The sequence below is a fragment of the Streptomyces sp. NPDC029044 genome (assembly GCF_040637495.1).
In the GTDB taxonomy this organism is placed as follows: Bacteria; Actinomycetota; Actinomycetes; order Streptomycetales; family Streptomycetaceae; genus Streptomyces.
Map to the genome: position 1 here is coordinate 1 of NZ_JBEZWN010000021.1, position 25,902 is coordinate 25,902.

Consider the following 25,902-nt stretch of genomic DNA (forward strand, 5'->3'; position numbering starts at 1 on the left):
AGCTGCTGGAGGTAGGCGGTGAACTTGGACAGGTAGTGGCTGTAGGGCAGGACCGCGTGCGACTGGGCGTCGTGGAAGTTGCCGTACCAGATGCCCAGCAGACCCAGCAGCAGCGGCACGTTGGACTCGGCGGGCGCCGTCCGGAAGTGCTCGTCGACGATGCGGAAGCCGTCGAGCATCTCCCGGAAGCGGTCCGGGCCGATCGCGATCATCAGGGACAGGCCGATCGCGGAGTCGTACGAGTAGCGGCCGCCGACCCAGTCCCAGAACTCGAACATGTTGGCCGTGTCGATGCCGAACTCGGCGACGTTCTCCGCGTTCGTCGACAGCGCCACGAAGTGCCGGGCGACGGCGGCCTCCTCGGCGAGCGCGTCCAGCAGCCAGGAGCGCGCGGACGTGGCGTTGGTGACCGTCTCGATCGTGGTGAAGGTCTTGGAGGCGATGACGAACAGCGTCTGAGCCGGGTCCAGGTCCCGTACCGCCTCGTGCAGGTCGGAGCCGTCCACGTTCGACACGAAACGCACCGTCAGCGAGCGGTCGGTGAAGGCCCGCAGCGCCTCGTAGGCCATCGCCGGGCCGAGGTCGGAGCCGCCGATGCCGATGTTGACGACGTTGCGGATCGGCTTGCCGGTGTGGCCGGTCCACTCGCCGGAGCGCACCCGGTCCGCGAAGTCCGCCATCTTGTCGAGCACGGCGTGCACATCGGGCACGACGTTCTCGCCGTCGACCTCGATCACCGCGTCCCGCGGGGCGCGCAGCGCGGTGTGCAGAACGGCCCGGTCCTCGGTCGTGTTGATCTTCTCACCGCGGAACATGGCGTCCCGGAGCCCGAAGACATCGGTGGCGGCGGCCAGTTCGCGCAGCAGCCGCAGGGTGTCGTCGGTGACGAGGTGCTTGGAGTAGTCGACGTACAGGTCTCCCACCCGAAGGGTGTACGCGCTGCCGCGGCCGGGGTCGGCGGCGAACAGCTCGCGCAGCCGGATGTGCCCCAACTCCTCGCGGTGCTTGGTCAGTGCCGTCCACTCGGGCGTCTGGTTGAGCCTGGTACGGCCGTCTGCGTTCATCTCGGACTTCAGCCTTCTTCCTTGCCTGCCTGTGCTGCCGCGTACCTGCCCCGCTGCCGGTCCAACCTAATTGATCAGCGGTTGCCGTGGCCTGTCGTCGCGCCGTCGTCCGGCGCAACAACAGGTACGTCCGACCGGCGCGCGGGTATCAGCGCGATGACGGACAGGACGAAGAAGGCGGCCGCGAGCAGCGCCGGGGTGTTCTCCCCCCAGGCGCCGGCGACGGCTCCGCCCAGCAGCGCGCCCAGGGGTGTGCCCGCGATCGCGAGCGTGCGGAAGGCGGAGCTCACCCGGCCCAGCAGCTCGGCGGGGCTGCGCTGCTGCATCAGCGTCGTGGTGTTGACGTTCCACACCATGCCCATGAACCCGAGGACGGCCAGGGCGGCCCCCAGCGCGACCATGCTGCGCACCGAGCCCATGACGAGGAGGGCTGCGGTCTGCGCCGTCCCGGCGACGAGCACCAGGCGCATCCGTCCGAAGCGGGCGACGAGCCGGCCGCCGGCCGCTCCCCCGGCCAGGCTGCCGACGGTGTAGGCGGTCGTCGCCACCGCGTACCCGGCGTTGCCCGCGTCGAGCCAGCCGGTCACCAGGATCACGAGGGTGGCGATGAGGGCGCCCATGCCGATGTTGCACAGGGCGGTGGCGGTGCACAGTCCGCGCAGGGCCTTGTCGCGGGTCAGGACGCGCAGTCCCTCGGCGATCTCCCGCCGCAGGGTGCTGCCCGCCGGCCTCGGCTCGCGGTCCGGCGCGGCGACCGGGAGCGTGGCGATCAACGCGGCGGCCACCAGGAAGGTCACCGCGTCCGCCGCGAACGGCACCGCCACCCCGGCCGCCAGCAGCAGCGGCACGACGGGCCCGCCGAGCAGGCCGCCGGCGATGCGCTGGCCGGTCATCAGCCGGGCGTTGGCGCTGCCCAGCCCGTCCCGGTCGACCAGGGCGGGCAGCAGCGCGGTCGCCGCGTTGTCGAAGAGGGTCTGGAGGGTGGTCAGTGCCAAGGCCAGCACGATCAGCAGACCGATCGAGGCGTGGCCGAGCGCGACGGCGACCGCGAAGGCGGCGACCAGCAGCCCGCGTAAGGCGTCGACCATCCACATGGCCCGCCGCTGGTCGACCCGGTCGGCGACGGCCCCGCCGAGCAGGCCGAAGACGATCCAGGGCAGATAGCCGCAGGCCGTGACGGAGGCGATGAGCAGCGGATCGTCGGTCAGGGTGACGGCCAGCAGGGGCAGCGCCGCTGTCCGCAGCGCGTCGCCGAAGCTGGACAGCACGGCGGCGCTCCACAGCCGTCCGAAGCCTCCGCGCCATGCGGGCGGAGCGCTGCTCCCCACCTCGACCGTCGCCACCGCTCCCCCTCATGGTTCGTCCGATGCACAAACCGTAGAGGGCACCACTGACAATCGGTCGGCGGTGCAGGCGGGGAGGCAGCTCCGGCCGGGCACCTGCTGGTGCCCGGCCGGTCTCGACTTCTAGATCTCGCCCCGCAGTTTGGCGAGCGCCTCGGCGAGGATGGCCTCGCCGTCGGCATCGCTGCGCCGCTCACGCACGTACGCCAGGTGCGTCTTGTAGGGCTCGGTGCGCGGCGGGGCCGGGGGGTTGTCCCGGTCCTGGCCTGCCGGAAAGCCGCAGCGGGGACAGTCCCAGGTATCGGGCACCTGCGCGTCGCTGGCGAAGCTCGGCTGGGTCTCGTGTCCGTTGGAGCACCAGAAGGAGATGCGCAGCCGCGGCGCGGACTCGCCGCGCTCGGCCTCGCCCATCGGCCCCGCCCCGACCCGGCTTCCCCGGATCGCGTTGCCACTTGCCACGGTCGTAACTCCCTGCGTGATGGTGCCGCGAAGCGAGTCGGCGTTCCGCTTCGCTGCGAGCGCCTCAGTCTACGTAAGGCCCAACGCGCGTCCAGTGATTGGAGTTACAACCCTCACACCTAGACGCAAGCCCCATGATAGGCCGCGCTGTGCTGCGCGTACCGAACATGGGGCCTTACGTGCAAGTTCCGTGCGGACCGCGGCTCGGTCAGTTGTTCACCTTCATCAGGATGCCGAGCACGACGATGCACGCGAACCACAGCAGACCGATCACGACGGTGATCCGGTCGAGGTTGCGCTCGGCGACCGAGGAGCCGCCGACGGAGGACTGCATGCCGCCGCCGAACATGTCGGAGAGGCCGCCGCCCTTCCCCTTGTGCATCAGCACCAGCAGCATCAGCAGCAGGCTGAAGACGATCAGGGCGATCGAGAACCCCAAAACCACGGCTGGACCAACTTCCTCGGATTCGGATGACGACGCGGGGCCCAGCACAGCGCTGGACCCCGCAAGGGTACGACGGATCGCCGCTACCGCATACTCACTGGTCGCGGAAGCGCACGATCTTGACGAACTCGTCGGCGTCCAGCGACGCGCCGCCGACCAGGGCGCCGTCGATGTCGGCCTGGGCCATGATCTCCGCGACGTTGCCGGCCTTGACCGAGCCGCCGTACTGGATGCGGACCTTGTCGGCCAGGTCCTGCGAGTACAGCTCGGCGATCTTGCCGCGGATCGCCGCGCAGACCTCCTGGGCGTCCTCGGCGCCGCAGACCTTGCCGGTGCCGATGGCCCAGACGGGCTCGTAGGCGATCACGACGGTCTCGGCCTGCTCGGCGGGGAGGTCCTTCAGACCGCCCTCGACCTGGGCGAGGGTGTGGGAGACGTGGTTGCCCGCCTCGCGGACCTCCAGCTCCTCACCGACGCACAGGATCGGGGTCAGACCGTGCTTGTAGGCGGCCTTGACCTTGGCGTTCACCAGCTCGTCGGTCTCGGCGTGGTACTGGCGGCGCTCACTGTGGCCGATGGCGACGTACGTGCACTTCAGCTTGGCCAGCATCGGGCCGGAGATCTCGCCGGTGAAGGCACCGCTGTCGTGCGCCGAGATGTCCTGGGCGCCGTACTTGATCTTGAGCTTGTCGCCGTCGACCAGAGTCTGCACGGAGCGCAGGTCGGTGAAGGGCGGCAGGACGGCGACCTCGACGGCCTCGTAGTCCTTGTCGGCCAGGGCGAAGGCGAGCTTCTGGACGTGCGCGATGGCCTCGAGGTGGTTGAGGTTCATCTTCCAGTTGCCCGCCATCAGCGGCGTGCGCGTGCTCATAAAGGGTCAGTCCTCCAGTGCGGCGAGGCCGGGGAGCGTCTTGCCCTCGAGGTATTCGAGGGAGGCGCCGCCACCGGTCGAGATGTGGCCGAATGCGTTCTCGTCGAAGCCCAGGATGCGGACGGCGGCGGCGGAGTCGCCACCACCGACCACCGTGAAGGCCTGGGAGTCGAGGAGAGCCTGGGCGACCGCCTTGGTGCCCTCGGCGAAATCGGGGTGCTCGAAGACGCCCATGGGGCCGTTCCAGAAGACGGTGGCGGCGTCGGCGATCTTCGAGGCGTACAGCTTGCGGGACTCGGGTCCGATGTCCAGACCCATCTGGCCGGCCGGCATGGCGTCCGCGGCGACCGTGCTGGGATTGGCCGGGGCCTTGGTCTTGAGGTCCGGGAACTCCGGCGCGACCACGACGTCCACGGGCAGGACCAGCTCGACGCCGTTCTTCTCGGCGCGCTCGATGTACTCGCGGACGACCGGGAGCTGGTCCTCCTGGACCAGGGACGAGCCGATCTCGTGGCCCTTGGCCTTGAGGAAGGTGAAGACCATGCCACCGCCGATGAGCAGACGGTCGGCCTTGCCGAGGAGCTGGTCGATGACGGCGAGCTTGTCGGAGACCTTGGCGCCGCCCAGGACGACGGCGTAGGGCCGCTTGACGTCGTCGGTGAGCTTCTTCAGGACGCCGACCTCGGTGGCGATGAGGTAGCCGGCGTAGTGCGGCAGCCGGGCCGGGAGGTCGAAGACGGAGGCGTGCTTGCGGTGCACCGCGCCGAAACCGTCACCGACGTAGACGTCCGCGAGAGCGGCGAGCCGGTCGGCGAAGGCGCCGCGCTCGGCGTCGTCCTTGCTGGTCTCGCCGGCGTTGAAGCGCAGGTTCTCCACGACCGCGACCCGGCCGTCGGCGAGGCCGGCGACGGTGGTCCGGGCGGACTCGCCGACCGTGTCGGTCGCGAAGGCGACGTCCGCCCCGAGGAGTTCCCCGAGGCGCGCGGCGGCCGGGGCGAGGGAGAAGGCCGGGTCCGGGGCGCCCTTGGGGCGGCCCAGGTGGGAAGCGACGACGACCCGGGCACCGGCGTCGGCGAGGGCCTTGACCGTGGGCAGCACGGCGCGGATGCGGCCGTCGTCGGTGATGCGCGTGCCGTCCAGCGGCACGTTCAGGTCGGCGCGGACGAAGACCCGCTTGCCCGCAACTCCCTCGGAGAGGAGTTCGTCGATCGTCTTCATGAAGGGGACTCCTGAAAGAGCTCGTGATCGCTCGGAAGCGCTCGTGATCGAACAGCTCTGATCTGTACGTGAGTCAGGGCTCGGACGGCGCGTCCTCGCGCCGCCCGAGCCCTGCTCTCACATGGACGTGCCTGCTGGGTTGATCAGAGCTGGTTGCCGACGAAGACCGTAAGGTCCACGAGGCGGTTGGAGTAGCCCCACTCGTTGTCGTACCAGCCGATGACCTTCACGTTCTTGCCCTCCTGGACCATGGTCAGGGAGGAGTCGAAGGTGCAGGACGCCGGCGCGTTCACGATGTCGGAGGAGACGATCGGGTCCTCGGTGTACTCGAGGATGCCCTTCAGCTCGCCCTCGGCCGCCTTCTGGAAGGCGGCGTTGACCTCTTCCTTGGTGACCTCGCGGCCCAGCTCCAGGACGAGGTCGGTGACCGAGCCGGTCGGGACCGGGACGCGCATGGCGATGCCGTCCAGCTTGCCCTTGAGCTGCGGCAGCACCAGTGCGGTGGCCTTGGCGGCACCCGTGGTGGTCGGAATGATGTTCTCGGCGGCGGCACGCGCGCGACGCAGGTCCTTGTGCGGGAAGTCCAGGATGCGCTGGTCGTTGGTGTACGCGTGCACCGTCGTCATCAGGCCCTTGACGATGCCGAAGTTCTCGTCGAGGACCTTCGCCATCGGCGCCACACAGTTGGTGGTGCAGGAGGCGTTGGAGATGACGTGGTGGTTCGCCGGGTCGTACTTGTCCTGGTTGACGCCCATCACGATGGTGACGTCCTCGTCCTTGGCCGGAGCCGAGATGAGGACCTTCTTCGCGCCACCGGCGAGGTGCTTCTCGGCGTCGGCCTTCTTGGTGAAGATGCCCGTCGACTCGATGACGATGTCGACGCCCAGCTCGCCCCACGGGATGTCGGCGGGGTTGCGCTCGGCCAGGACCTTGATGGTCTTGCCGTCGACCGTGATCGTGTCGGCGGTGTGGGTGACCTCCTGCTTGAGGCGGCCCAGGATCGTGTCGTACTTCAGCAGGTGGGCGGTGGTCGCGGTGTCACCCAGGTCGTTGACAGCCACGATCTCGATGTCTGCACCCTGCTCCAGCAGCGCGCGGAAGTAGTTACGACCGATGCGGCCGAAGCCGTTGATGCCTACGCGGATCGTCACGAACCGATCTCCTCGTTGGTACGCCGGCCATGAAGTGCCGGCGAGCTCTGTTTGGGATGTCCCCGACCGCCTACGACCCTACCTCCCTGAAGCGGCGGTGGTGACATCCAGATGCCTCATACACGGCAGGGCGGTCCGTACCCGCCAGTAGGGGTACGGACCGCCCACGGCCGCGAGCACAATCACTCGATTTCGCTAGCGCACGAGTTCCCCGTTGACCAGGGATGTCACCCGTCCAGGGAGGCGAGCGCCTTTCTCATCAGTGCCGTCCGGTCGGCCGCCGCGGTGACGTGCTCCAGGCCGAAGCCCAGCAGCACGGTGTCGTCCGTGGTGACCGCGCCGTACGTCTGGAACAGGGCGCCGGTGCGGGCCCAGTCCTTGAGGACGGCCGGGCTGCCCTCGGGCGGTCCGGTGACCTTCCAGGCGCCGAGCGATGTCTCGAAGCCCTCGGTCTCCTTCGCCGTGCCGCCGACGACGAGCGAGGCGTCGTCGGCGAGGACGCCGCGTCCGCCGCTGCCCGGGTCGGTGACGTAGCCGATCGAGATCTCGACCGTCTTGCCGGCGTAGGCGCTCAGGTCGAAGTTCACCTGCTGCCAGCCGTTGGAGGTGCCGGTGAGGCTGTTCCAGGCGCCGGTGGTACCGGTCGCGGTGCAGCCGTCGTCCGCCACGGTGAGGTAGTGCTTCAGCCAGGGGTGCTCGTTGACGTAGTACCCGGCCTGGCACTCCGCCGGAACGGCCGTTCCGGTGGCGCCGCCCGTCTCGGGGAGGGTCGTCCAGTCGTCGGCGCCCGCGGTGCGGGCCTCGACGATGGCGTGGTCGTAGCCGGACTCGGTGTCCCAGAGGAGCTGGGTGCGCAGGGCCGGCCGCTCGGACGCGGTGGTGCCGGTGAGGTCGACGGTGCGCGTGAGGCGCTTGTAGGCGTCGTTGGTGTGGACGGCGGCGGCCATCGACGAGCCCGCGTAGGGACCGTAGGGGTTGACCGTGCCGGCGAACTGCCCGGCGCCCTTGCTCGCGAACTGCGGGAAGACGTCGGTCCCCAGTTCGTCGGAGGTGACGCTGTAGGTGCCGGCCTTGTCCAGTGGGTTGCCGAGTGCCGCGCCCAGCGGGCTGGTGACGCCGCCCAGCTCGCCGGAGCCGGTGAAGCCGGTGGCGCCCGGGGTGGCGGTGCGGGTGTAGGCGCCCAGGTAGTACTGGCTGAAGTCGTTCGACAGCGCGCCGCCGAGATCGACGTTGCCGCCGGCCTGCTCACCGGCCTCGATCAGCCGGCCGCCCTCGTTGAGGAAGGCCCGCAGCTGGAGCTGGGTGGCGACCCCCGGGACGTTCGCGCCCGTGTAGTGGACGACGGTGTCGAAGTGGCTCAGCACGCCCAGCGCGTCCGGCGCGCCGTGCTCGGCGACGTCCCAGACGACCGCCTTGCGGCCGCTCGCCTTGAGCGCGTCCACGTACGTCTGTGCCTGGGTGGCGGCAGCGCCCTCCTCGGCGACGACGAGGGTGTTCGCCCGGGGCCGCTCGGCGACGGTGTAGGTGAAGCGCTCGCTGGAGAGCTTCTTGCCGTTCTTCGCCTCGCCGGTGAACCACACCTCGACCCGGTCGCCCGGGTCCCCGTCCTTGACCTTCGCCCGGTACTCGTCGAAGTAGAGGTTGTCATCACCGCCGTAGGTCTCGCCGCCCTTCCAGGGCTTGAGCGCCATGTCCTCGGTGCGGCCGCCGTTGACGCGGTACTTGAGCTCCTTGTCGCGCACGGACTTCCGTACGACGACGGAGACCTCCTGGTCGGCGCCGCGGGAGTACGACGTGCCGAACGCGGCCGGGGTGAAGTCGGCGGCGTTCAGGCCGACCGACGACGACGGCCGGTCCGGACGGGCGGCGGACTCGGCGACGGAGAGCGCGAACGGGACGTTCTTGGCGTACTCCTGCTGGATCAGCTTCTCGTCGTCCGGGAAGGTGAAGACCGACTGGCAGTCGGCCGCCTTCCACGGGTCGTTCGGGTCGAGGTTCGAGGCGGTCTGGCAGGTCGACATCTCGGGGGTGAACATCGCCAGGCCGTTGACGTTCGCCGCGTGGCCGTCCGCCTCGCCGTTGGTGGTGTACAGCTCGGAGGAGAGCTGCGGGTGGTAGCCGGGGATCGCGGAGTTGTCGGGCGTACCGGCGAGCGCCTTGTACACGACGTCGTCCGGCGTGTGGGTGGCCACCTGCCAGCCGACCCCGTAGAGGAGGAGTTCGGCGGCGGAGTGGTAGTTGATGCCGTAGGTGAAGCCGATCCGCTTCTGGAAGGCGTCCAGGGCCTTGGTCTCCGGCTCGGAGGCCGGGCCGGCGCCGCGGTAGGTCTGGCTGGTGGGGTTGGGGGACGAGCCCTCGTCGTCGTAGCCCCACTTGTAGGCGAAGTTGCGGTTGAGGTCGACGCCGTCGCCGGTGGAGATGGTGCCGTCGCCGTTGACGTCCCGCAGGTTCTTGCGCCACTGGCGGTTGGCGGGGTCGGCGAAGGTGTAGTCGTAGCCGTCGGGGTTGGCCGACAGCAGGAACCACAGTTCGGTGGAGTCGACGATCTTCTTGACGCGCCGGTCCTTCTTGTAGTTGTCCAGGTAGTGGTGCATCAGGCGCCGGGTCATCTCCGGCGTGATCCACTCGCGCGCGTGCTGGTTGGACATGTAGAGGACGGAGGGCTTGGAGCCGTCCTTCGTCTTCTTCGCGCCCTTGGTGAGCTTCAGCGCGAGGATGTCCTGGCCCTTGATGGTCCTGCCGATGGAGACGACCTTGGTGAGGTCCGGGTTCTCCTGCGCGGTCCGCAGGAGTTCCTCCCGCAGGCCGCCCTTGCCGCTGTACGGGCGGAACACGCCCTCGGCGGCGTCCTCGACGCGGGCCTCGGCCCGGGCGGAGACCTTGTGCTCGGTGAGGCCGACGCCCTGTTTCTCCAGCTTCTTCGCCTGCTGGTCCGTCAGGTAGGCCTCGACGGTCGCGGTGCCCTTCTCGGGTACCCGCTCGCTCAGTTCGTGGCCGTCCTGGCCGGCGGCCAGCAGCAGGGGTACCTGCTGCCGGGTGACCTCGGCGCGGAACACCTTGACCTCGTCCGGGTCGGTCGAGGCCGGACTGCCCGGCTCTGCCTGGGCGATGGGTGCGAAGCTCGCTCCGCCGATCAGGAGCGCGCCGACAGCGAGGATCGATCTCGCTCTTCGTCTCATGAACTCCCCTAGCGTGGGTCCGCCACAGCGGCGAACAGATGCCAGGCTCATGACAGACCATGATCGAGTCAAGGGTGCCTCAGCGACACGCAGAAGCCGGTGCCGGTCACCCAAGTGGGCTCCGGCACCGGCTTCTTGACGTCGTGTGGGATCAGCCCACCAGGTTGTCGGCCAGCTCCTCGCTGAGGTTCGCCTCCGTGCCCGGGATGCCGAGGTCGGAGGCGCGCTTGTCGGCCATGGCCAGCAGGCGGCGGATCCGGCCGGCGACCGCGTCCTTGGTCAGCGGCGGGTCGGCGAGCGCGCCCAGCTCCTCCAGGGAGGCCTGCTTGTGCTCCATGCGCAGCCGGCCCGCGGCGGCCAGGTGCTCGGGCACGTCGTCGGCGAGGATCTCCAGGGCGCGCTGCACCCGGGCGCCCGCGGCGACGGCCGCGCGGGCGGAGCGCCGAAGGTTGGCGTCGTCGAAGTTGGCGAGCCGGTTCGCCGTGGCGCGCACCTCGCGGCGCATCCGGCGCTCCTCCCAGGCCAGCACCGACTCGTGCGCGCCGAGGCGCGTCAGCAGGGCGCCGATCGCGTCACCGTCCCGGACGACGACCCGGTCCACCCCGCGCACCTCGCGGGCCTTCGCGGCGATCGACAGCCGGCGGGCGGCGCCGACCAGGGCGAGCGCGGCCTCGGGCCCCGGGCACGTCACCTCCAGGGAGGAGGAGCGGCCGGGCTCGGTGAGCGAGCCGTGCGCCAGGAAGGCGCCACGCCAGGCGGCCTCGGCGTCGCAGGTGGCCCCCGAGACCACCTGCGGCGGCAGGCCGCGGATCGGGCGGCCGCGCCCGTCGACCAGGCCGGTCTGGCGCGCGAGCTGGTCGCCGCCCGCCACCACCCGTACGACGTAGCGCGAGCCGCGGCGCAGCCCGCCCGGAGCCATCACGATCAGTTCGGAGCTGTGGCCGAAGATCTCCAGGACGTCCCGCTTGAGGCGGCGGGCCGCCATCGCCGTGTCCAGCTCCGCCTCGATCACGATCCGACCGCTCACCAGGTGGAGGCCGCCGGCGAACCGCAGGATGGCGGAGACCTCCGCCTTTCTGCAGCAGGTCCGGGTGACGGGGAGCCGGGAGATCTCGTCCTTCACCGCTGCCGTCATCGCCATGGGCCGATCCTTCCATGCATCCGAAAAATACGGTCGTACGCGGCGGCCAACAGCTCCGGGTCGTGCCTCGGGGTCCCGTCGGGTCTGGCCACCGGCGCCAGCTCGACCGCGGCCCCGAACCGCTTGGCGGCATCGGTCAGGGAGTCGCGGTCGGGCACGGCGGCCTCGTCGGCCAGCACCACGTCCAGGGCGAGTTTAGGGGCGTGTCGTCCCAAAACCTCCAAATGACGCTGCGGGGAGAAGCCGTCGGTTTCTCCGGGCTGCGGCGCGAGGTTCAGGGAGAGTACCCGGCGGGCCTTCGTCTGGCTGAGCGCGTCCAGCAGCTCGGGCACGAGCAGGTGCGGGATGACCGAGGAGAACCAGGAGCCGGGGCCGAGCACCACCCAGTCCGCGTCCAGGACGGCCTCGACCGCCTCGGGCACGGCCGGCGGGTCGTTCGGCACGAGGTGCACGGACTGCACCTCGCCCGGGGTGAGGGCGACGGTCGCCTGGCCGCGGACCGTGTCGACCTCTTCCGGGCGCGCCGGGTCGTGGCCCTTGACCAGGGCTTGGAGCTCCAGCGGCACGGCGGACATCGGCAGCACGCGCCCCTGGGCGCCCAGCAGCCGTCCGACCAGGTCGAGGGCCTGCACGTGGTCGCCGAGCTGTTCCCACAGGGCGACGATCAGCAGGTTGCCGACCGCGTGTTCGTGCAGGTCGCCGTGGGACTGGAAGCGGTGCTGGATGACCCGGGCCCAGGTCTGGCCCCAGTCGTCGTCACCGCACAGCGCGGCCAGCGCCTTGCGCAGGTCGCCGGGCGGCAGCACGCCGAGCTCGTCGCGCAGGCGACCGCTGGAGCCGCCGTCGTCGGCCACGGTGACGACGGCGGTGAGGTCGCCGGTGATCCGGCGCAGCGCGGCGAGCGAGGCGGACAGGCCCATGCCGCCGCCGAGGGCGACGACCTTGGGCTGGGTGCCGCGGCGGCGCGCTCTGCCGCCCCGGGCCTCGGCGGGCCGCCCGCCCTTTCCGCCGTTGCCGTCGGGCACCACCCGGCGCAGCCGGCTCAGCCGCGGTGTACGTGGTGTCATTCGCGTCCCATGTCCCGGTGTACGACCACCGTCTCCACGCCCTCGGCGGCGAGCCGGGCGGCCAGCTTCTCCGACATGGCGACCGAGCGGTGCTTGCCGCCCGTGCAGCCCACGGCGATGGTCACGTAGCGCTTGCCCTCGCGGCGGTAGCCGGTGGCGACGAGCTGGAGGAGCTCCGTGTAGCGGTCGAGGAACTCCTTGGCGCCGGGCTGGTTGAAGACGTACCCGGAGACCTCGTCGTTGAGGCCGGTGTACGGGCGCAGCTCCGGGACCCAGTGCGGGTTGGGCAGGAAGCGGCAGTCGACGACGAGGTCGGCGTCGACGGGGAGGCCGTACTTGTAGCCGAACGACATGACCGTGGCCCGCAGCTCCGGCTCCTCCTCGCCGGCGAACTGGGCGTCCATCTTGGCGCGCAGCTCGTGCACATTGAGGCTGGAGGTGTCGATCACCAGGTCGGCGTCGCCGCGCAGCTCGCGCAGCAGCTCGCGTTCGGCGGCGATGCCGTCGACGATGCGGCCGTCGCCCTGGAGGGGGTGCGGGCGGCGCACCGACTCGAAGCGGCGGACCAGGGCCTCGTCGGAGGACTCCAGGAAGACGATCCGCCGTGTGACGTTCTTCGCCTCCAGATCGGCGAGGGACTCGCGGAGGTTGTCGAAGAAGCGGCGGCCGCGGACATCGACGACGACGGCGATCCGCGCCACGTTGCCCTGGGAGCGGGCGCCGAGTTCCACCATGGTGGGGATCAGGGCGGGCGGCAGGTTGTCGACGACGAACCAGCCGAGGTCCTCCAGGCACTTCGCCGCCGTGGAGCGCCCGGCTCCGGACATGCCGGAGATGATCACCAGCTCGGGGATGGCCGCGTCCGGGACCGGCGTCTTCTCGTTGGGCGTGCCCGTACTCACCTGTGCTCCGTCTCCGGCGTGCTCTGTGCGGCTGTCGTGCTCGTTCACATTCATGTCTCCTGCCCCCGTCGTTCGTCCGGGGCTCCCGTCGTCACGGGTTCCCCACTGGAACCCATGGTGCCGGGTTCCTCCTCCATGATCTCTCCAGTCGCCGTGTTGACGGCGGGTGCGGCCGGGGCCGAGCGGGCGAGGGCCACCGCGATCGTCTCGGCCGTCTTGCGGCCTATGCCCGGGACCTCGCAGATCTGGTCGATGGTGGCGGATCGCAGTTTCTTCAACGAACCGAAGTGCTTCAGAAGTGCCTGCTTGCGGGTGTCCCCGAGGCCGGGGACGTCGTCCAGGGGGCTGGAGCGGAAGCGCTTGGACCGCTTGGCGCGCTGGTAGCTGATGGCGAACCTGTGGGCCTCGTCACGGACGCGCTGGAGCAGGTACAGGCCTTCGCTGGTGCGGGGCAGGACCACCGGGTCGTCGTCGCCGGGCAGCCAGACCTCCTCCAGGCGCTTGGCGAGGCCGCACACGGCGATGTCGTCGATGCCGAGCTCGTCCATGGCGCGCCGGGCGGCCGCGACCTGCGGGGCGCCACCGTCGACGACCACGAGCTGGGGCGGGTAGGCGAACTTCTTGGGGCGGCCGTCGTCCTCGGTGACGCCGGTCCCGACGATCTCGCCGTTCCCGTCGATCTCAGGGGCCCCGGCGTTCTCCCCGTCGGTCCACTCGCCCGTCTTCTCCTTCTCGGCGAGATAGCGCCGGAAGCGGCGGGTGATCACCTCGTGCATCGAGCGGACGTCGTCCTGCCCGGCGAAGCCCTTGATCTGGAAGCGGCGGTACTCGCTCTTGCGGGCGAGTCCGTCCTCGAAGACGACCATGGAGGCCACGACGTCGTCCCCTTGGAGGTGGGAGATGTCGTAGCACTCGATCCGGAGCGGAGCGCTGTCCAGGTCGAGGGCGTCGGCGATCTCCTCCAGGGCGCGCGAGCGCGTGGTCAGGTCGGAGGCGCGCTTGGTCTTGTGCAGCACGAGCGCCTGCTGGGCGTTGCGCTGCACGGTCTCCATGAGGGCCTTCTTGTCGCCGCGCTGCGGGATGCGCAGGGAGACACCGGAGCCGCGCCGCCCGGCCAGCCACTCCTGGACGGGCTCCACCGGGTCGGGCAGGGCCGGGACCAGGACCTCCTTGGGTACGGCGTCACCCGTCTCCTCCCCGTACAGCTGCTGCAGGGCGTGCTCGACGAGGGCGCCGGTGGTGATCTCCTCCACCTTGTCGGTGACCCAGCCGCGCTGGCCGCGGACGCGTCCGCCGCGCACGTGGAAGATCTGGACGGCCGCCTCCAGCTCGTCCTCCGCGACCGCGATCAGGTCGGCGTCGGTCGCGTCGGCCAGCACGACCGCGTTCTTCTCCATGGCCTTCTTCAGGGCGCCGATGTCGTCGCGCAGCCGGGCCGCCCGCTCGTACTCCATGTCGTCGGCCGCTTCCGCCATCTGCTTCTCCAGACGGCGGATGTAGGTGTTCGTCCGGCCGGTCATGAAGTCGCAGAACTCGTCGGCCAGTTCGCGGTGCTCGTCGGCGGAGACCCGGTCGACGCAGGGTGCCGAGCACTTGCCGATGTAGCCGAGGAGGCAGGGGCGGCCGGTGCGGGCGGCGTTCTTGAAGACACCGGCCGAACACGTGCGCACGGGGAAGACGCGCAGCAGCAGGTCGACCGTGTCGCGGATCGCCCACGCGTGCGCGTAGGGCCCGAAGTAGCGGACGCCCTTCTTCTTGTGACCGCGCATCACCTGCACGCGCGGGTACTCCTCGTTCATCGTCACCGCGAGGTACGGGTAGCTCTTGTCGTCGCGGTACTTGACGTTGAAGCGGGGGTCGTACTCCTTGATCCACGAGTACTCCAGCTGGAGCGCCTCGACCTCCGTGGACACGACCGTCCACTCCACGGACGCGGCCGTGGTGACCATGGAGCGGGTGCGCGGGTGCAGGCCCGCCAGGTCCTGGAAGTAGTTCGCCAGGCGCTGGCGCAGGCTTTTCGCCTTTCCGACGTAGATCACCCGACGGTGCTCGTCACGGAACCTGTAGACCCCCGGCGAGTCGGGGATCTCACCCGGTTTGGGGCGGTAGCTGGAGGGGTCGGCCATGTCTCACACCCTACTGGCGAGCACCGACAGTCCGGCGCGGCCGCGGGTCACGATCACGGCCCCGGCGGGCAGGCAGTTTCCAACGGCATGTCCCGCCCCGGGGTTACGGCCCCCCGGGAGCGGGAATGGGGCTCACCCACGGGACACGGCGACGTCCGGCGGACGGAGTCCGTCCCGGTGCAGGCACAGGTTGTCGGTGCGGACCGTCGTTCCCGGTGCGGAGCGGACGGGCCACGGGTCGGAGGGCTGCGCACATGAAGCAGATGCGGATCGAGAAAACCCGGCGGGCGGTCCGTGCCCGCCGGTACACGGACGAGCCGTTGGCGCTGCGCGACGCCCTGGACCCGCGTGATCCCGACATCACGCGCGCCAAGCGCCTGGCGCTGCGGGAACAGGGCGGAAGCGACCGCTCCTAGAAGCACACCTCCACTACGGACGCCCGGGGCGCGCGCCCCGGGCGTTCGCATGTCCGGACGGCGTCGGCGGGTGCGCGTACGTCACTGTCCGGCATCAGGTGTTGTCGGGACCAGGTCAACACGCTTCAATGCGGGGGAACTCGGGGCCCTGAACGACGGCGTACGCATGTGAAGACCTGCCCCGCGCCGGCGGGACGGCACCCGGGCGGCCCGTGCGGACGGTCTGACCAGCCGTCGCCGACTCACAGAGAGGCCCCTGCATGCCGTACGCCCCACAGCACGCGGACGTCGCCACCGCGGAACTGGACTCGGCCCTGCGAGGCGGCCCCTTCCACGTCGCCCTGCGGGCCGCGATCGCAGCCCGCGGGCTGCCGCTTCAGCGCGTGCAGCACCATCTGTCCCGCCACGGGGTGAAAGTCGGCGTCACGAGCCTGAGTTACTGGCAGCAGGGGGCCAGGCGTCCGCAGCGCCCCGAGTCGCTGCGGGCCGTACGCGCGCTGGAGGAGATCCTGGAGCTTCCCGAGGAGTCCCTGATCCGGCTGCTCGCCGACTCCGCAGAGGGCCCGTCCGGGCTACGGCCCGCCGCCCGTTCCTACCGCTCCCTCGTCGAGGCCTCGGGTGTGCTGGACCAGTTGCTGGCCGAGCTGGACTGCCCGCCGGACGGCGGCCTGCACGCACTCGGCCACCACGAACGGCTCCGGATCGGGGCGCGGCGCGAGCTGGCGGAGCGCGAGGCGCACCACATCGTGCGCGCCCACCGGGACGGCATCGACCGGTTCGTGGCCGTCCACCACGGCGACCGGGGAGCCGCGCCCGAACGCATGCGGGTACACGCGCTGGAGAACTGCCGTACCGGACGCGTCCGTTGGCACCGCGACACCGGAGTGCTCGCGGCCGAACTGCTCTTCGACACCCGGCTGCGGGCCGGGGACACCTTCCTGTTCCGCTACGGCGTCGAGGACGGCACGGCGGAGGCGTCACACGAGTACGTGCGCGGCTTCGACTCCCCCGGCGGCCAGTACGCCCTCCAGGTGTGCTTCGACGCGGCGGCCCTGCCGGTGCGCTGCCACCGCTTCGCCCAGCACTCGGCGGCGGCGCCCCGCAGCGGATGCCAGGACCTGGCGCTGAGCGGCCGGCACCGGTCGGTCCATCTGGTCGAGCCACGGGTGCGGGTGGGGTTCCTGGGGATCGGCTGGGCCTGGGAATAGCGGGACGGCCCCGCGGAGTGCCTCTCCGAGTGGGCGGCCGGGTCGCACGTAAGCGATTGCGCAAACGTTTACGTCCGGCGCTTTATGCGATACCTTCCCGCCGGAAGCGGAGGAGGGAGCGCCCATGCCGACCATGGCCGACGTCGCGCGGAGCGCCGGTGTCTCCGTGGCGACGGTCTCGCACGTGCTCAACGGCACCCGGCCGGTGCTGCCGCACACCCGCCAGGCGGTCCTGGACGCCGTGGAGGAGCTCGGGTACACCACGAACACCCTGGCCCGTTCCCTGGTGACGGCCCGTACCCGGTCCATCGGGCTCGCGGTCTCGGCGATCAGCAACCCGTACTTCACGGAGATCCTCCAGGGCGTCGAGGCCGCCGCGCTGGAGGCCGGCTACAGCCTGCTGATCGCCGATCCGCACGACGACCCGGAGCACGAGCGCAAGGTCGTCCAGCTGCTGCACGAGCGCCGGGTGGACGGCGTGATCGTCGCGCCCTCGGCCGATCCGCGCGGGCTGCTCGCCTATCTGGGGCGGCACGACGTACCGGCCGTGTTCCTGGACCGGCTGGTGGACGGGCCCGCCACGGACAGCGGTCCGCGCTTCGACCAGGTGTGCGCCGACAACGCCGAACCGACGTCCCGGCTGGTCACCCATCTCGCCGGGCTCGGTCACCGGCGCATCGGGCTGGTGGCGGGGCGGCCGGGGCTCAGCACCACGAGCGAGCGGATCTCCGGCTACCGCAGCGGTCTCGCGTTCGCGGGCCTCTCGTACGACGGGCGGCTGCTGATGCACGGCGATTCGGAGTCCGCCGGTGCCGAGCAGGCCACCGAGGCCCTGCTGTCCCTGGGCGTGCCGCCCACCGCTCTGGTCACGGGCAACAACGCCATGACCATCGGGGTGCTGCGAGCCCTGGGCGCACGAGGCCTGTCCGTGCCGGACGACATCGCCCTGTGCTGCTTCGACGACTTCGCCTGGGCGGACCTGTTCTCGCCCCGTCTCACCGCGATCGCCCAGCCCGGCCGGGACATCGGTGCCCGGGCCGTCCACGTGCTCCTGGAGCGTCTCGCCGAGCCGGAGCGGCCCGCCCGGACCGTGCGCCTGCCCTGTGCCTTCGTCCACCGCACGTCGTGCGGCTGCCCCAGCCCGTCCGAGGAAGGAACCCCGTCGTGATCGTCGTCGCCGGTGAAGCCCTGATCGACCTGGTACCGCAGGGCACGGGTGCCCTGGCGGCCCTGCGGCCGGCGCTCGGCGGCGGCCCGTTCAACACGGCCGTGGCGCTGGGCCGCCTCGGCTCCCCCGCCGCCTTCTGCTCCCGGGTGTCGTCCGACGCCTTCGGAGAGGCGCTGCTGGACCGGCTGCGCGCAACCGGGGTCGGCGTGTCCTCGGTGCAGCGCGGCACCGAGCCGACCACCCTCGCCGTCGCCACGGTCGGCGCGGACGGCTCGGCGGCGTACTCCTTCTACGTCGACGGGACGGCGGACCGGCTGTTCGAGGCGCCCTCCGCGCTGCCCTCCGGCACCCGCGCTGTGTCGTTCGGCACCTGTTCGCTGGTGCTGGAGCCGGGGGCGAGCGCGTACGAGGAGCTGATGCGGCGGGCGGCCGCGCAGGGCGTGTTCACCGCGCTGGACCCGAACATCAGAGCCGGGCTGATCCCCGACGCGGATGCCTACCGGGCGCGGTTCAAGAGCTGGCTGCCGTCGGTGTCGCTGCTGAAACTGTCCGCGGAGGACGCCGAGTGGCTCGGGGGCACGCCCCGGGAGTGGCTGACGGCCGGCCCGCAGGCGGTGGTGATCACCCGGGGCGGAGAGGGCCTGACCGCCTACACCGCCGACGGGGGCGAGTACACGGTGCCGGGCGAACGCGTGGACGTCGTGGACACGATCGGCGCGGGTGACACGGTCAACGCGGCGCTACTGCACGGGCTCGCCGAACGCGACGCCCTCAGCGCCCGGGCGCTGGCCGGACTGGGCCCCGGCGGCTGGACGGAACTGCTGGGCTTCGCGGCCCGCGCGGCGGCGATCACCTGCTCGCGGGCCGGGGCGGAGCCGCCGTACGCGCACGAGCTGGAGGGCTGACCCGGACGGGCGGGCCCTCCGGCGGCCGGGGCAGGAAGAGGTGCCTTCAGCCGGTCTCCCCCATCGCCACCGCCCGCAGGGCACCCGGACGGCGGCCGTTGAGCCGGTCCAGAGCGGCGGCCGTGGCGTCGTCCGCGGGCAGGTGGATGACGAGCCGCTGCCCCTCGTCGGGAAGCGCGAGCGTCTCTTGCAGCAGCCGCAGGGAACCGGCCTCCGGGTGTTCGATGTGCTGGGAGCCGGTCCGCCGCGGCGCCAGGGTCAGATCGGCGAACCGGTCGGTGAAGTCCGCGCCCGCCGTCACGGTCAGCTCGTCGGCGAGCTCGGCGAGGTACGGGTCCCTCAGGGGGACGCCGTGCCGGAGCCGGGCGACGAGGTCGTCGGCCACCCGGTCCCATGCGCGGTAGGCGCTGCGCGCCCGCTCGTCGGTGAACAGGTACCGGAGCAGGTTGGGCCGCTCGTCGTCCAGCATGCCGAGGGGGCCGGCCAGCCGCTCGTACCCGGCCGTGTGGGCGAGGACGTCGCCGATCCAGTTGATCACCAGTGCGGGAGTCGGCTCCAGGCGGTCCAGCACGGCCCGTACGGTGGGGCGCGCCGCTCGGCTGAGTGACGGGGCCGCCGCGCAGACCAGGGGGTCGCCGCCGTCCGCCTCCTTGGTCAGGCGGCGCAGCAGCATCCGGTCGGTGAGGGAGAGGTTCAGGGCGTCGGCCAGGGCGCCGAGCACCTGGGCGGACGGATTGCGGTCACGGCCCTGTTCCAGCCGGGTGAGGTACTCGACGCTGACGCCGGCGAGCGTGGCCAGTTCGGCACGTCTCAGGCCCGGGGTGCGGCGCCGGGGGCCCGAGGGCAGGCCCGCCTCGGCCGGGGTGACGGCTTCGCGCCAGGTGCGCAGGAACGTGCCCAACTCGTTGTCGCTCACCCGAACGAACGTACAGCGCCCGGGGGCGCGGAGGGTGGCCCCGTCACTACCAGGCTCCGGCCGGTCTCCCTTCGGTGCCACGCGGCCCTCAGGGTGAAGGGCATGACGAATGACACCGCCACCACCGCCCTGCCGCTGGCCTCCGGTCAGTGGGCCCTCGACCCGTTCCACTCCTCCGTGAACTTCACCATCCGGCACCTGGGCATCGCCAAGGTGCGGGGGCGCTTCGAGCGGCTGGAGGCCGAGCTGTTCGTCGGTGAGCGCATCGAGGACGTGCGGGTCTCCGCGACCGTCGACCTGGCCTCGGTCAACACCGGCAACGCCGACCGGGACGCGCATGTGCGGGCTTCCGACCTGCTGGACGTGGCGAAGCGCCCCACGATGACGTACCGCTCGACGAGGGTGTCGGGCGGGGGTGAGGACTGGACCATGGAGGGTGAGCTGACCATCGGCGACGTGACCCGCCCGGTGACGCTCGCCGTGGAGTTCGGCGGGCTGGTCGACGTGCCCATGGACGGCAGCCGGCACGCCGGGTTCGAGGCGACGGGCGAGATCCGGCGCGGCGACTTCGGGCTGGACTTCGCGCCCGGCCTGCTCGGCGAAGTGGTCAAGATCCAGCTCGACATGCAGTTCGTGGAGCCGAAGAGCGCCTGACCGCACGCCGAACGCGCAGTGCCCCACAGGACGTTGCCTGTGGGGCACTGCGCGTGGAGCGGGAGACCTCAGCCCTTGCTGGTCCGGGTCGCCTTCTTCGCAGCGGCGGCCTTGGTGGTCTTGGCCGCCGTCTTCCTGGCGGCCGTGCTGTTGACCGTCTTGGTGGCGGTCGTGCGGGTCGATGCCGTCCTGGCAGCGACCGTCTTGGCCGCCGCCGTCTTGCGGGCGGTCGTCTTGCGCGGGGCCTTCACCGAGGACGCGTCGCTGATGCGGTCGGCGCCGAGGATCTCACGCAGGAACTTGCCGGTGTGGCTGGCCGGGACGCCGGCCACCTGCTCGGGCGTGCCCTCGGCGACCACCAGACCGCCGCCGGCGCCGCCTTCGGGGCCCATGTCGACGACCCAGTCGGCGGTCTTGATCACGTCGAGGTTGTGCTCGATGACGATGACCGTGTTGCCCTTGTCGACCAGCCCGGACAGGACCGTCAGCAGCTTGCTGATGTCCTCGAAGTGAAGACCGGTGGTCGGCTCGTCCAGGACGTAGACCGTGCGGCCGGTGGAGCGCTTCTGCAGTTCGCTGGCGAGCTTCACGCGCTGCGCCTCGCCGCCGGACAGGGTGGTCGCGGCCTGGCCGAGCCGGACGTAGCCGAGACCGACGTCCTTCAGGGTCTTCATGTGGCGGGAGATCGCGGGGACCGCCTCGAAGAACTCCGTGGCCTCCTCGATCGGCATGTTCAGGACGTCGGCGATGGACTTGCCCTTGTAGTGGACCTCCAGGGTCTCCCGGTTGTACCGGGCGCCGTGGCAGACCTCGCACGGGACGTAGACGTCCGGGAGGAAGTTCATCTCGATCTTGATGGTGCCGTCGCCCGAGCAGTTCTCGCAGCGGCCGCCCTTGACGTTGAAGGAGAAGCGGCCGGGCTGGTAGCCGCGGACCTTCGCCTCGGTGGTCTCGGCGAAGAGCTTGCGGATGTGGTCGAAGACGCCGGTGTACGTGGCCGGGTTGGAGCGGGGGGTGCGGCCGATGGGCGACTGGTCCACGTGCACGACCTTGTCGACGAGGTCGTCGCCGTCCACGCGCGTGTGCCGCCCGGGGACGCTCCGCGCGCCGTTCAGCTCCCGGGCCAGGTGCGTGTAGAGGATGTCGTTGACCAGCGTCGACTTGCCGGAGCCGGAGACGCCGGTGACGGCGGTGAACACACCCAGGGGGAACGAGACGTCGATGTCCTGGAGGTTGTTCTCCCGGGCGCCGTGCACCGTGAGCCGCCGGGAGGGATCCAGGGGGCGGCGGATGTCGGGCAGCGGGATGGCCTTCTTGCCGGACAGGTACTGACCGGTCTGCGACTCGGCGTTGGCGAGCAGCTCCTTCAGGGAGCCGCTGTGCACGACCTTGCCGCCGTGCTCACCGGCGCCGGGGCCGATGTCGACGACCCAGTCGGCCATCTTGATCGTGTCCTCGTCGTGCTCGACGACGATGAGCGTGTTGCCCATGTCGCGCAGCCGGACCAGGGTCTCGATCAGACGGTGGTTGTCGCGCTGGTGCAGACCGATGGACGGCTCGTCGAGGACGTACAGGACGCCGACGAGGCCGGAGCCGATCTGGGTGGCCAGGCGGATGCGCTGGGCCTCGCCGCCGGACAGGGTGCCGGCCGCGCGGTTCAGCGAGAGGTAGTCCAGGCCGACGTCGACCAGGAACCGCAGCCGCTCGTTGACCTCCTTGAGCACGCGTTCGGCGATCTTCTTGTCGCGGGCGGTGAGCTTCAGCTCGCCCAGGAAGTCCGCGCAGTCGCTGATCGACATCGCGGAGACCTCGGCGATCGACTTGCCCATGACCGTGACCGCGAGGACGACCGGCTTCAGGCGCGTGCCCTCGCAGGTCGGGCAGGGCACCTCGCGCATGTAGCCCTCGAAGCGCTCGCGGCTGGAGTCGCTCTCGGCCTCGCTGTGCCGGCGCTTGACGAAGGGGACGGCGCCCTCGAAGGCCGTGGTGTAGCGGCGCTCGCGCCCGTAGCGGTTGCGGTAGCGGACCTCGACCTGGGTCTTGTGACCGTGGAGCAGGGCCTTCTTGGCGCGCTGCGGCAGGCCGCCGAAGGGGATGTCCGTGCGGAAGCCCAGGGCGTCGGCGAGGGCTCCGATCAGACGGCCGAAGTAGTCCTTGGTGTGGCCGTGCGACCAGGGGTGGATGGCACCCTCGTCGAGGCTCTTGTCCGGGTCCGGGACGATCAGCTCCGGATCGACCTCCATGCGCGTGCCGATGCCGGTGCAGTCCGGGCAGGCGCCGAAGGGCGAGTTGAAGGAGAAGGAGCGGGGCTCCAGCTCCTCGAAGGACAGGTCGTCGTACGGGCAGTACAGGTGTTCCGAGTACATGCGCTCGCGCTCGGGGTCGTCCTCGGGGAGGTCGACGAAGTCGAGCACGACCATGCCGCCGGACAGGCCGAGGGCGGTCTCGACGGAATCGGTGAGGCGGCGCTTGGCGCCGTCCTTGACCGTGAGGCGGTCGACGACCACCTCGATGGTGTGCTTCTCCTGCTTCTTCAGCGTGGGCGGGTTCGACAGCTGGATCGTCTCGCCGTCCACCCGCGCGCGGGAGTAGCCCTTGGTCTGGAGGTCGGAGAAGAGATCGACGAACTCGCCCTTGCGCTCGCGCACGAGCGGCGACAGCACCTGGAAGCGGCTGCCCGCCGGCAGCTCCAGGACCCGGTCGACGATGGCCTGCGGCGACTGGCGCGAGATCGGGCGGCTGCACTCGGGGCAGTGCGGCTTGCCGATGCGCGCGAAGAGCAGGCGCAGGTAGTCGTAGACCTCGGTGATGGTGCCGACGGTGGAGCGCGGGTTGCGCGAGGTCGACTTCTGGTCGATGGAGACGGCCGGGGAGAGGCCCTCGATGAAGTCGACGTCCGGCTTGTCCATCTGGCCGAGGAACTGCCGGGCGTACGAGGAGAGGGACTCCACGTAGCGCCGCTGTCCCTCCGCGAAGATGGTGTCGAAGGCCAGCGAGGACTTGCCCGACCCCGACAGGCCCGTGAAGACGATGAGCGAGTCGCGCGGGAGGTCGAGCGAGACGTTCTTGAGGTTGTGCTCGCGCGCTCCACGAACGATGAGACGGTCGGCCACGCCGGTCCGCACCTTTCTTGAGAGAAGTGACAGGGGCGGGGCCCCCGTCTTTCTCAGACTAGGGGGAGCCACTGACAACGCCGGTCGGATTCACGGGTTGCCAACAAACCCCGGCTCTCCAGCATGCCCGACGCCACGTCCGACCATATAGCACGTGCTTTCGATTTACGGCACTGCTTCACCACCTTCACCCGAAGGAGTGGCGGGGCTAGGGTCAGCACCATGATTGATCACGCTCATGACCTGGCGTCTGTACGGGACGCGACGGAGCGGCTGCTGACCGCAGCCGGCAAGCTGGACAACGCGTCTGTGACGCAGCCGTCACGGCTGCCCGGCTGGAGCCGTGGCCATGTCCTGGCCCACCTGGCGCGTAACGCGGACGCCCTCGTGAACGTGCTCGAAGGGCGCCCCATGTACGTCTCCGGCGAGGCCCGGGACACCGACATCGAGCGGGACGCCCCGCGCGCCCTCGACGTCCAGCTCGCCGACCTGCGCGAGAGCGCGGCCCGCTTCCAGCAGGCCGGGGACGCTCCCGCGGACTGGTCGCGCACGGTGGAGCTGCGCAACGGGGTCACGGACTCCGCGTCCCGGGTGCCGTTCCGGCGGTGGGTGGAGGTGGAGCTGCACCACGTGGACCTGGGGATCGGATACGAGCTGGAGGACCTCCCGGCGGAGTTCACCGAGCGGGAGATCGACTTCCTGGCCGACCGGTTCGCCGGGCACCCCGGCGTACCGGCCACCCGCGTCACGGACGGCACGCGCGCGTGGAGCACCGGACGGCAGCAGGACGCGCAGCGGCCCGAGGTGACCGTCACGGGTCCCGCGGCCGACCTGCTCGGCTGGCTCGCCGGCCGCCGCGACGGAGCCGCGCTGACCTCGGACGGCGGCCCGCTTCCGGCGCTGCCGCCGCTATAGGCTGGCGGCATGACGTACAGCGGAGAGGTGACGGTCGGCGGACCGGCCGATGTGCACGAGCTCAAGGACCTGATGATCACCAAGATCGCGGTGGGTCCGATGAACAACAACGCCTATCTGCTGCGCTGCCGGGCCACGGACGAGCAGTTGCTGATCGACGCCGCGAACGAGGCGGACACGCTGCTCGGGATGATCGGTGGGGACGGCATCGCGTCCGTCGTCACCACCCACCGGCACGGCGACCACTGGCAGGCGCTCGCCGAGGTGGTGGCGGCGACCGGCGCCCGCACCTACGCGGGCCGGGAGGACGCCGAGGGCATCCCCGTACGGACCGACGAGCCGGTCGACGACGGCGACACCATCCGGGTGGGGCGCGTGGAACTCACCGCGCGCCACCTGGTCGGGCACACGCCCGGTTCGATCGCCCTCGTCTACGACGACCCGCACGGGCATCCTCATGTCTTCACCGGGGACTGCCTGTTCCCCGGTGGCGTGGGCAACACCCACGACGACCCGAAGGCGTTCGCCAGTCTCCTCCACGACGTCGAGACCAAGATCTTCGACGCCCTCCCGGACGAGACCTGGGTCTACCCGGGGCACGGCAACGACACGAGCCTGGGCGCGGAGCGCCCGCACCTGCCGGAGTGGCACGCGCGCGGGTGGTGAGGCATGCGCCCGGCGCGGTGAGCGGCTGGGCGAGCCGTGAGCGGCTGGGCGGGGTGGTGAGCGGCTGGGCGGGTGGTGAAGGGCCGCGCGGGGCGCCGGCCCGGTGAGGGGTGAGCCGCGCACGCGCCCCGTGTGAATCGTTCGCACACGCCGGTGTCGCACGTGCGCTCCCCTCGAAGCTGGTTGCGCAGTCAACTGATAGCAGCCCCGCGCAGGATGACGGCTCCTGGGCGGATGGGCCGCCGGCCTGTCGATCCCCGCCCTCGGCCGGCGGCCCCGGCACATGTCAACGCGGCGGCATGCGGAGCGCGTTCACGAGCCCTGGAGGTCGCCCCGCACACCGACACCGCGCTGATCGGCGCCTCCGGCTCCGGCAAGTCCACCCTGCTGCGGTGCGCCAACCTGCTGGAGGAGATCGACGACGGGGCGATGTCGGTGCTGGACAACATCACGCTCGCCCCGCGCGGTGTGCACGGTGTGCCCCGGGCCGAGGCACGCGCGCGTGAGCTGCTGGAGCGGCTGGGGCTCGGCGGGAAGGCGGACGCGTATCCGGACCGGCTGAGCGGCGGCCGGCAGCAGCGGGTCGCGATCGTGCGCGCCCTGGCCGTACGCCCCCGGCTGCTGCTGCTCGACGAGATCACCGCCGCCCTCGATCCCGAGCTGGTGGGCGAGGTGCTCACCGTCGTCCGCGGTCTGAAGGACGAGGGCATGACCATGGTGCTGGCCACCCACGAGATGGGCTTCGCCCGGGAGGTCGCCGACCAGGTCTGTTTCCTGGAGGGCGGCGTGGTGCCGGAATGCGGCACCGCCGAACAGGTCTTCGGGGATCCGCGGCAGGAGCGCACGTGGCGCTTCCTGCGGCGGATCGTGGAGGCGGGGAGGCTGTAGGCAGCCGCCGGGCTTGTAAGGCGGCCGGGCTGTAAGTCGGCCGGGTTCTTAGTCGGCCGCGCGGCCTGTAAGGGGCGCCCGCCATGG

22 protein-coding genes are annotated in these 25,902 nt (G+C 71.0%); 8 read left to right on the top strand and 14 right to left on the bottom strand.

Going from position 1 to position 25,902, the window contains the following annotated elements; translation table 11 throughout:
- From pgi to uvrC, 12 genes are all read right to left on the bottom strand, one after another.
- Positions 1-1,064: glucose-6-phosphate isomerase (gene pgi / locus AB0E85_RS18825; protein WP_361928196.1), on the bottom strand; the 1,064-nt coding region annotated here is incomplete at its 3' end.
- A gap of 74 nt (positions 1,065-1,138) precedes the next feature.
- Positions 1,139-2,407, bottom strand: a complete 1,269-nt coding sequence (locus AB0E85_RS18830) for an MFS transporter (RefSeq protein ID WP_361928199.1) — start codon at positions 2,405-2,407, stop codon at positions 1,139-1,141.
- A gap of 123 nt (positions 2,408-2,530) precedes the next feature.
- Positions 2,531-2,866 carry an RNA polymerase-binding protein RbpA gene (locus AB0E85_RS18835; protein WP_010352468.1) on the bottom strand — a complete coding sequence of 112 codons (336 nt, stop codon included), beginning with the start codon at positions 2,864-2,866 and terminating at the stop codon, positions 2,531-2,533.
- Positions 2,867-3,074: 208 nt separating this feature from the next.
- Entirely contained in the window at positions 3,075-3,311 is a 237-nt protein-coding gene (gene secG / locus AB0E85_RS18840; RefSeq protein ID WP_094052663.1) for a preprotein translocase subunit SecG, read from the bottom strand.
- A 94-nt stretch (positions 3,312-3,405) separates the two neighbouring features.
- Positions 3,406-4,182, bottom strand: coding sequence for a triose-phosphate isomerase (tpiA, locus tag AB0E85_RS18845; protein ID WP_033310745.1), 777 nt, complete (start codon positions 4,180-4,182; stop codon positions 3,406-3,408).
- A 6-nt stretch (positions 4,183-4,188) separates the two neighbouring features.
- Positions 4,189-5,400: a phosphoglycerate kinase gene (locus AB0E85_RS18850; protein ID WP_361928202.1), complete on the bottom strand. Its 1,212-nt coding sequence runs from the start codon at positions 5,398-5,400 to the stop codon at positions 4,189-4,191.
- A gap of 143 nt (positions 5,401-5,543) precedes the next feature.
- The gene (gene gap, locus AB0E85_RS18855; RefSeq protein WP_053671195.1) at positions 5,544-6,551 is read right to left on the bottom strand and encodes a type I glyceraldehyde-3-phosphate dehydrogenase; all 1,008 of its coding nucleotides are present in this window, start codon (positions 6,549-6,551) and stop codon (positions 5,544-5,546) included.
- A gap of 227 nt (positions 6,552-6,778) precedes the next feature.
- Positions 6,779-9,730 (bottom strand): M14 family zinc carboxypeptidase, encoded by a 2,952-nt coding sequence (locus tag AB0E85_RS18860; RefSeq protein ID WP_361928205.1) that lies wholly within the window; start codon positions 9,728-9,730, stop codon positions 6,779-6,781.
- A 151-nt stretch (positions 9,731-9,881) separates the two neighbouring features.
- Positions 9,882-10,871 carry a DNA-binding protein WhiA gene (gene whiA / locus AB0E85_RS18865; protein ID WP_361928208.1) on the bottom strand — a complete coding sequence of 330 codons (990 nt, stop codon included), beginning with the start codon at positions 10,869-10,871 and terminating at the stop codon, positions 9,882-9,884.
- The gene (gene yvcK, locus AB0E85_RS18870; protein ID WP_361928211.1) at positions 10,862-11,938 is read right to left on the bottom strand and encodes a uridine diphosphate-N-acetylglucosamine-binding protein YvcK; all 1,077 of its coding nucleotides are present in this window, start codon (positions 11,936-11,938) and stop codon (positions 10,862-10,864) included. Before yvcK ends, whiA begins: the two co-directional genes overlap by 10 nt.
- Positions 11,935-12,894: an RNase adapter RapZ gene (gene rapZ, locus AB0E85_RS18875; RefSeq protein ID WP_184845048.1), complete on the bottom strand. Its 960-nt coding sequence runs from the start codon at positions 12,892-12,894 to the stop codon at positions 11,935-11,937. The genes yvcK and rapZ overlap by 4 nt, the downstream gene beginning before the upstream one ends.
- On the bottom strand, positions 12,891-14,966 hold the full coding sequence (gene uvrC / locus AB0E85_RS18880) for an excinuclease ABC subunit UvrC (RefSeq protein WP_361928214.1): 2,076 nt from the start codon (positions 14,964-14,966) through the stop codon (positions 12,891-12,893). Before uvrC ends, rapZ begins: the two co-directional genes overlap by 4 nt.
- A gap of 254 nt (positions 14,967-15,220) precedes the next feature.
- On the opposite strand from uvrC, the gene AB0E85_RS18885 reads away from it, so the two are divergent.
- From AB0E85_RS18885 to AB0E85_RS18900, 4 genes are all read left to right on the top strand, one after another.
- Positions 15,221-15,382 carry a hypothetical protein gene (locus AB0E85_RS18885; RefSeq protein ID WP_167345916.1) on the top strand — a complete coding sequence of 54 codons (162 nt, stop codon included), beginning with the start codon at positions 15,221-15,223 and terminating at the stop codon, positions 15,380-15,382.
- Positions 15,383-15,642: 260 nt separating this feature from the next.
- Positions 15,643-16,590 carry a hypothetical protein gene (locus AB0E85_RS18890; protein WP_361928217.1) on the top strand — a complete coding sequence of 316 codons (948 nt, stop codon included), beginning with the start codon at positions 15,643-15,645 and terminating at the stop codon, positions 16,588-16,590.
- A gap of 124 nt (positions 16,591-16,714) precedes the next feature.
- Positions 16,715-17,758 (top strand): LacI family DNA-binding transcriptional regulator, encoded by a 1,044-nt coding sequence (locus tag AB0E85_RS18895; RefSeq protein WP_361928220.1) that lies wholly within the window; start codon positions 16,715-16,717, stop codon positions 17,756-17,758.
- Positions 17,755-18,663 (top strand): carbohydrate kinase, encoded by a 909-nt coding sequence (locus AB0E85_RS18900; protein ID WP_361928223.1) that lies wholly within the window; start codon positions 17,755-17,757, stop codon positions 18,661-18,663. Before AB0E85_RS18895 ends, AB0E85_RS18900 begins: the two co-directional genes overlap by 4 nt.
- A 46-nt stretch (positions 18,664-18,709) precedes the next feature.
- Here the strand turns inward: AB0E85_RS18900 and AB0E85_RS18905 are convergent, their stop codons facing one another.
- Entirely contained in the window at positions 18,710-19,579 is an 870-nt protein-coding gene (locus AB0E85_RS18905; protein ID WP_361928226.1) for a helix-turn-helix domain-containing protein, read from the bottom strand.
- A 102-nt stretch (positions 19,580-19,681) separates the two neighbouring features.
- Between AB0E85_RS18905 and AB0E85_RS18910 the strand changes: the two genes are divergently transcribed.
- Positions 19,682-20,233, top strand: a complete 552-nt coding sequence (locus AB0E85_RS18910; protein ID WP_361928228.1) for a YceI family protein — start codon at positions 19,682-19,684, stop codon at positions 20,231-20,233.
- 68 nt (positions 20,234-20,301) lie between these two features.
- Here the strand turns inward: AB0E85_RS18910 and uvrA are convergent, their stop codons facing one another.
- Positions 20,302-23,346 carry an excinuclease ABC subunit UvrA gene (gene uvrA, locus AB0E85_RS18915; protein ID WP_361928230.1) on the bottom strand — a complete coding sequence of 1,015 codons (3,045 nt, stop codon included), beginning with the start codon at positions 23,344-23,346 and terminating at the stop codon, positions 20,302-20,304.
- Positions 23,347-23,568: 222 nt separating this feature from the next.
- Between uvrA and AB0E85_RS18920 the strand changes: the two genes are divergently transcribed.
- The 3 genes from AB0E85_RS18920 (at position 23,569) to AB0E85_RS18930 (ending at position 25,815) form a co-directional block, all read left to right on the top strand.
- Entirely contained in the window at positions 23,569-24,261 is a 693-nt protein-coding gene (locus AB0E85_RS18920; RefSeq protein WP_361928233.1) for a maleylpyruvate isomerase family mycothiol-dependent enzyme, read from the top strand.
- A gap of 9 nt (positions 24,262-24,270) precedes the next feature.
- Positions 24,271-24,927 carry an MBL fold metallo-hydrolase gene (locus tag AB0E85_RS18925; RefSeq protein WP_361928236.1) on the top strand — a complete coding sequence of 219 codons (657 nt, stop codon included), beginning with the start codon at positions 24,271-24,273 and terminating at the stop codon, positions 24,925-24,927.
- 234 nt (positions 24,928-25,161) lie between these two features.
- Positions 25,162-25,815, top strand: coding sequence for an ATP-binding cassette domain-containing protein (locus AB0E85_RS18930; RefSeq protein WP_361928239.1), 654 nt, complete (start codon positions 25,162-25,164; stop codon positions 25,813-25,815).
- The last annotated feature ends 87 nt before the right edge of the window (positions 25,816-25,902 follow it).

Coding starts and splice junctions, on each gene's coding strand:
- AB0E85_RS18930 (WP_361928239.1), top strand. CDS start 25,162: ATGGGCCGCCGGCCTGTCGATCCCCGCCCTCGGCCGGCGGCCCCGGCA.
- AB0E85_RS18890 (WP_361928217.1), top strand. CDS start 15,643: ATGCCGTACGCCCCACAGCACGCGGACGTCGCCACCGCGGAACTGGAC.
- rapZ (WP_184845048.1), bottom strand. CDS start 12,894: ATGAATGTGAACGAGCACGACAGCCGCACAGAGCACGCCGGAGACGGA.
- whiA (WP_361928208.1), bottom strand. CDS start 10,871: ATGGCGATGACGGCAGCGGTGAAGGACGAGATCTCCCGGCTCCCCGTC.
- AB0E85_RS18895 (WP_361928220.1), top strand. CDS start 16,715: ATGCCGACCATGGCCGACGTCGCGCGGAGCGCCGGTGTCTCCGTGGCG.
- tpiA (WP_033310745.1), bottom strand. CDS start 4,182: ATGAGCACGCGCACGCCGCTGATGGCGGGCAACTGGAAGATGAACCTC.
- AB0E85_RS18910 (WP_361928228.1), top strand. CDS start 19,682: ATGACGAATGACACCGCCACCACCGCCCTGCCGCTGGCCTCCGGTCAG.
- yvcK (WP_361928211.1), bottom strand. CDS start 11,938: ATGACACCACGTACACCGCGGCTGAGCCGGCTGCGCCGGGTGGTGCCC.
- uvrC (WP_361928214.1), bottom strand. CDS start 14,966: ATGGCCGACCCCTCCAGCTACCGCCCCAAACCGGGTGAGATCCCCGAC.
- AB0E85_RS18925 (WP_361928236.1), top strand. CDS start 24,271: ATGACGTACAGCGGAGAGGTGACGGTCGGCGGACCGGCCGATGTGCAC.
- AB0E85_RS18860 (WP_361928205.1), bottom strand. CDS start 9,730: ATGAGACGAAGAGCGAGATCGATCCTCGCTGTCGGCGCGCTCCTGATC.
- AB0E85_RS18885 (WP_167345916.1), top strand. CDS start 15,221: ATGAAGCAGATGCGGATCGAGAAAACCCGGCGGGCGGTCCGTGCCCGC.
- AB0E85_RS18850 (WP_361928202.1), bottom strand. CDS start 5,400: ATGAAGACGATCGACGAACTCCTCTCCGAGGGAGTTGCGGGCAAGCGG.
- AB0E85_RS18920 (WP_361928233.1), top strand. CDS start 23,569: ATGATTGATCACGCTCATGACCTGGCGTCTGTACGGGACGCGACGGAG.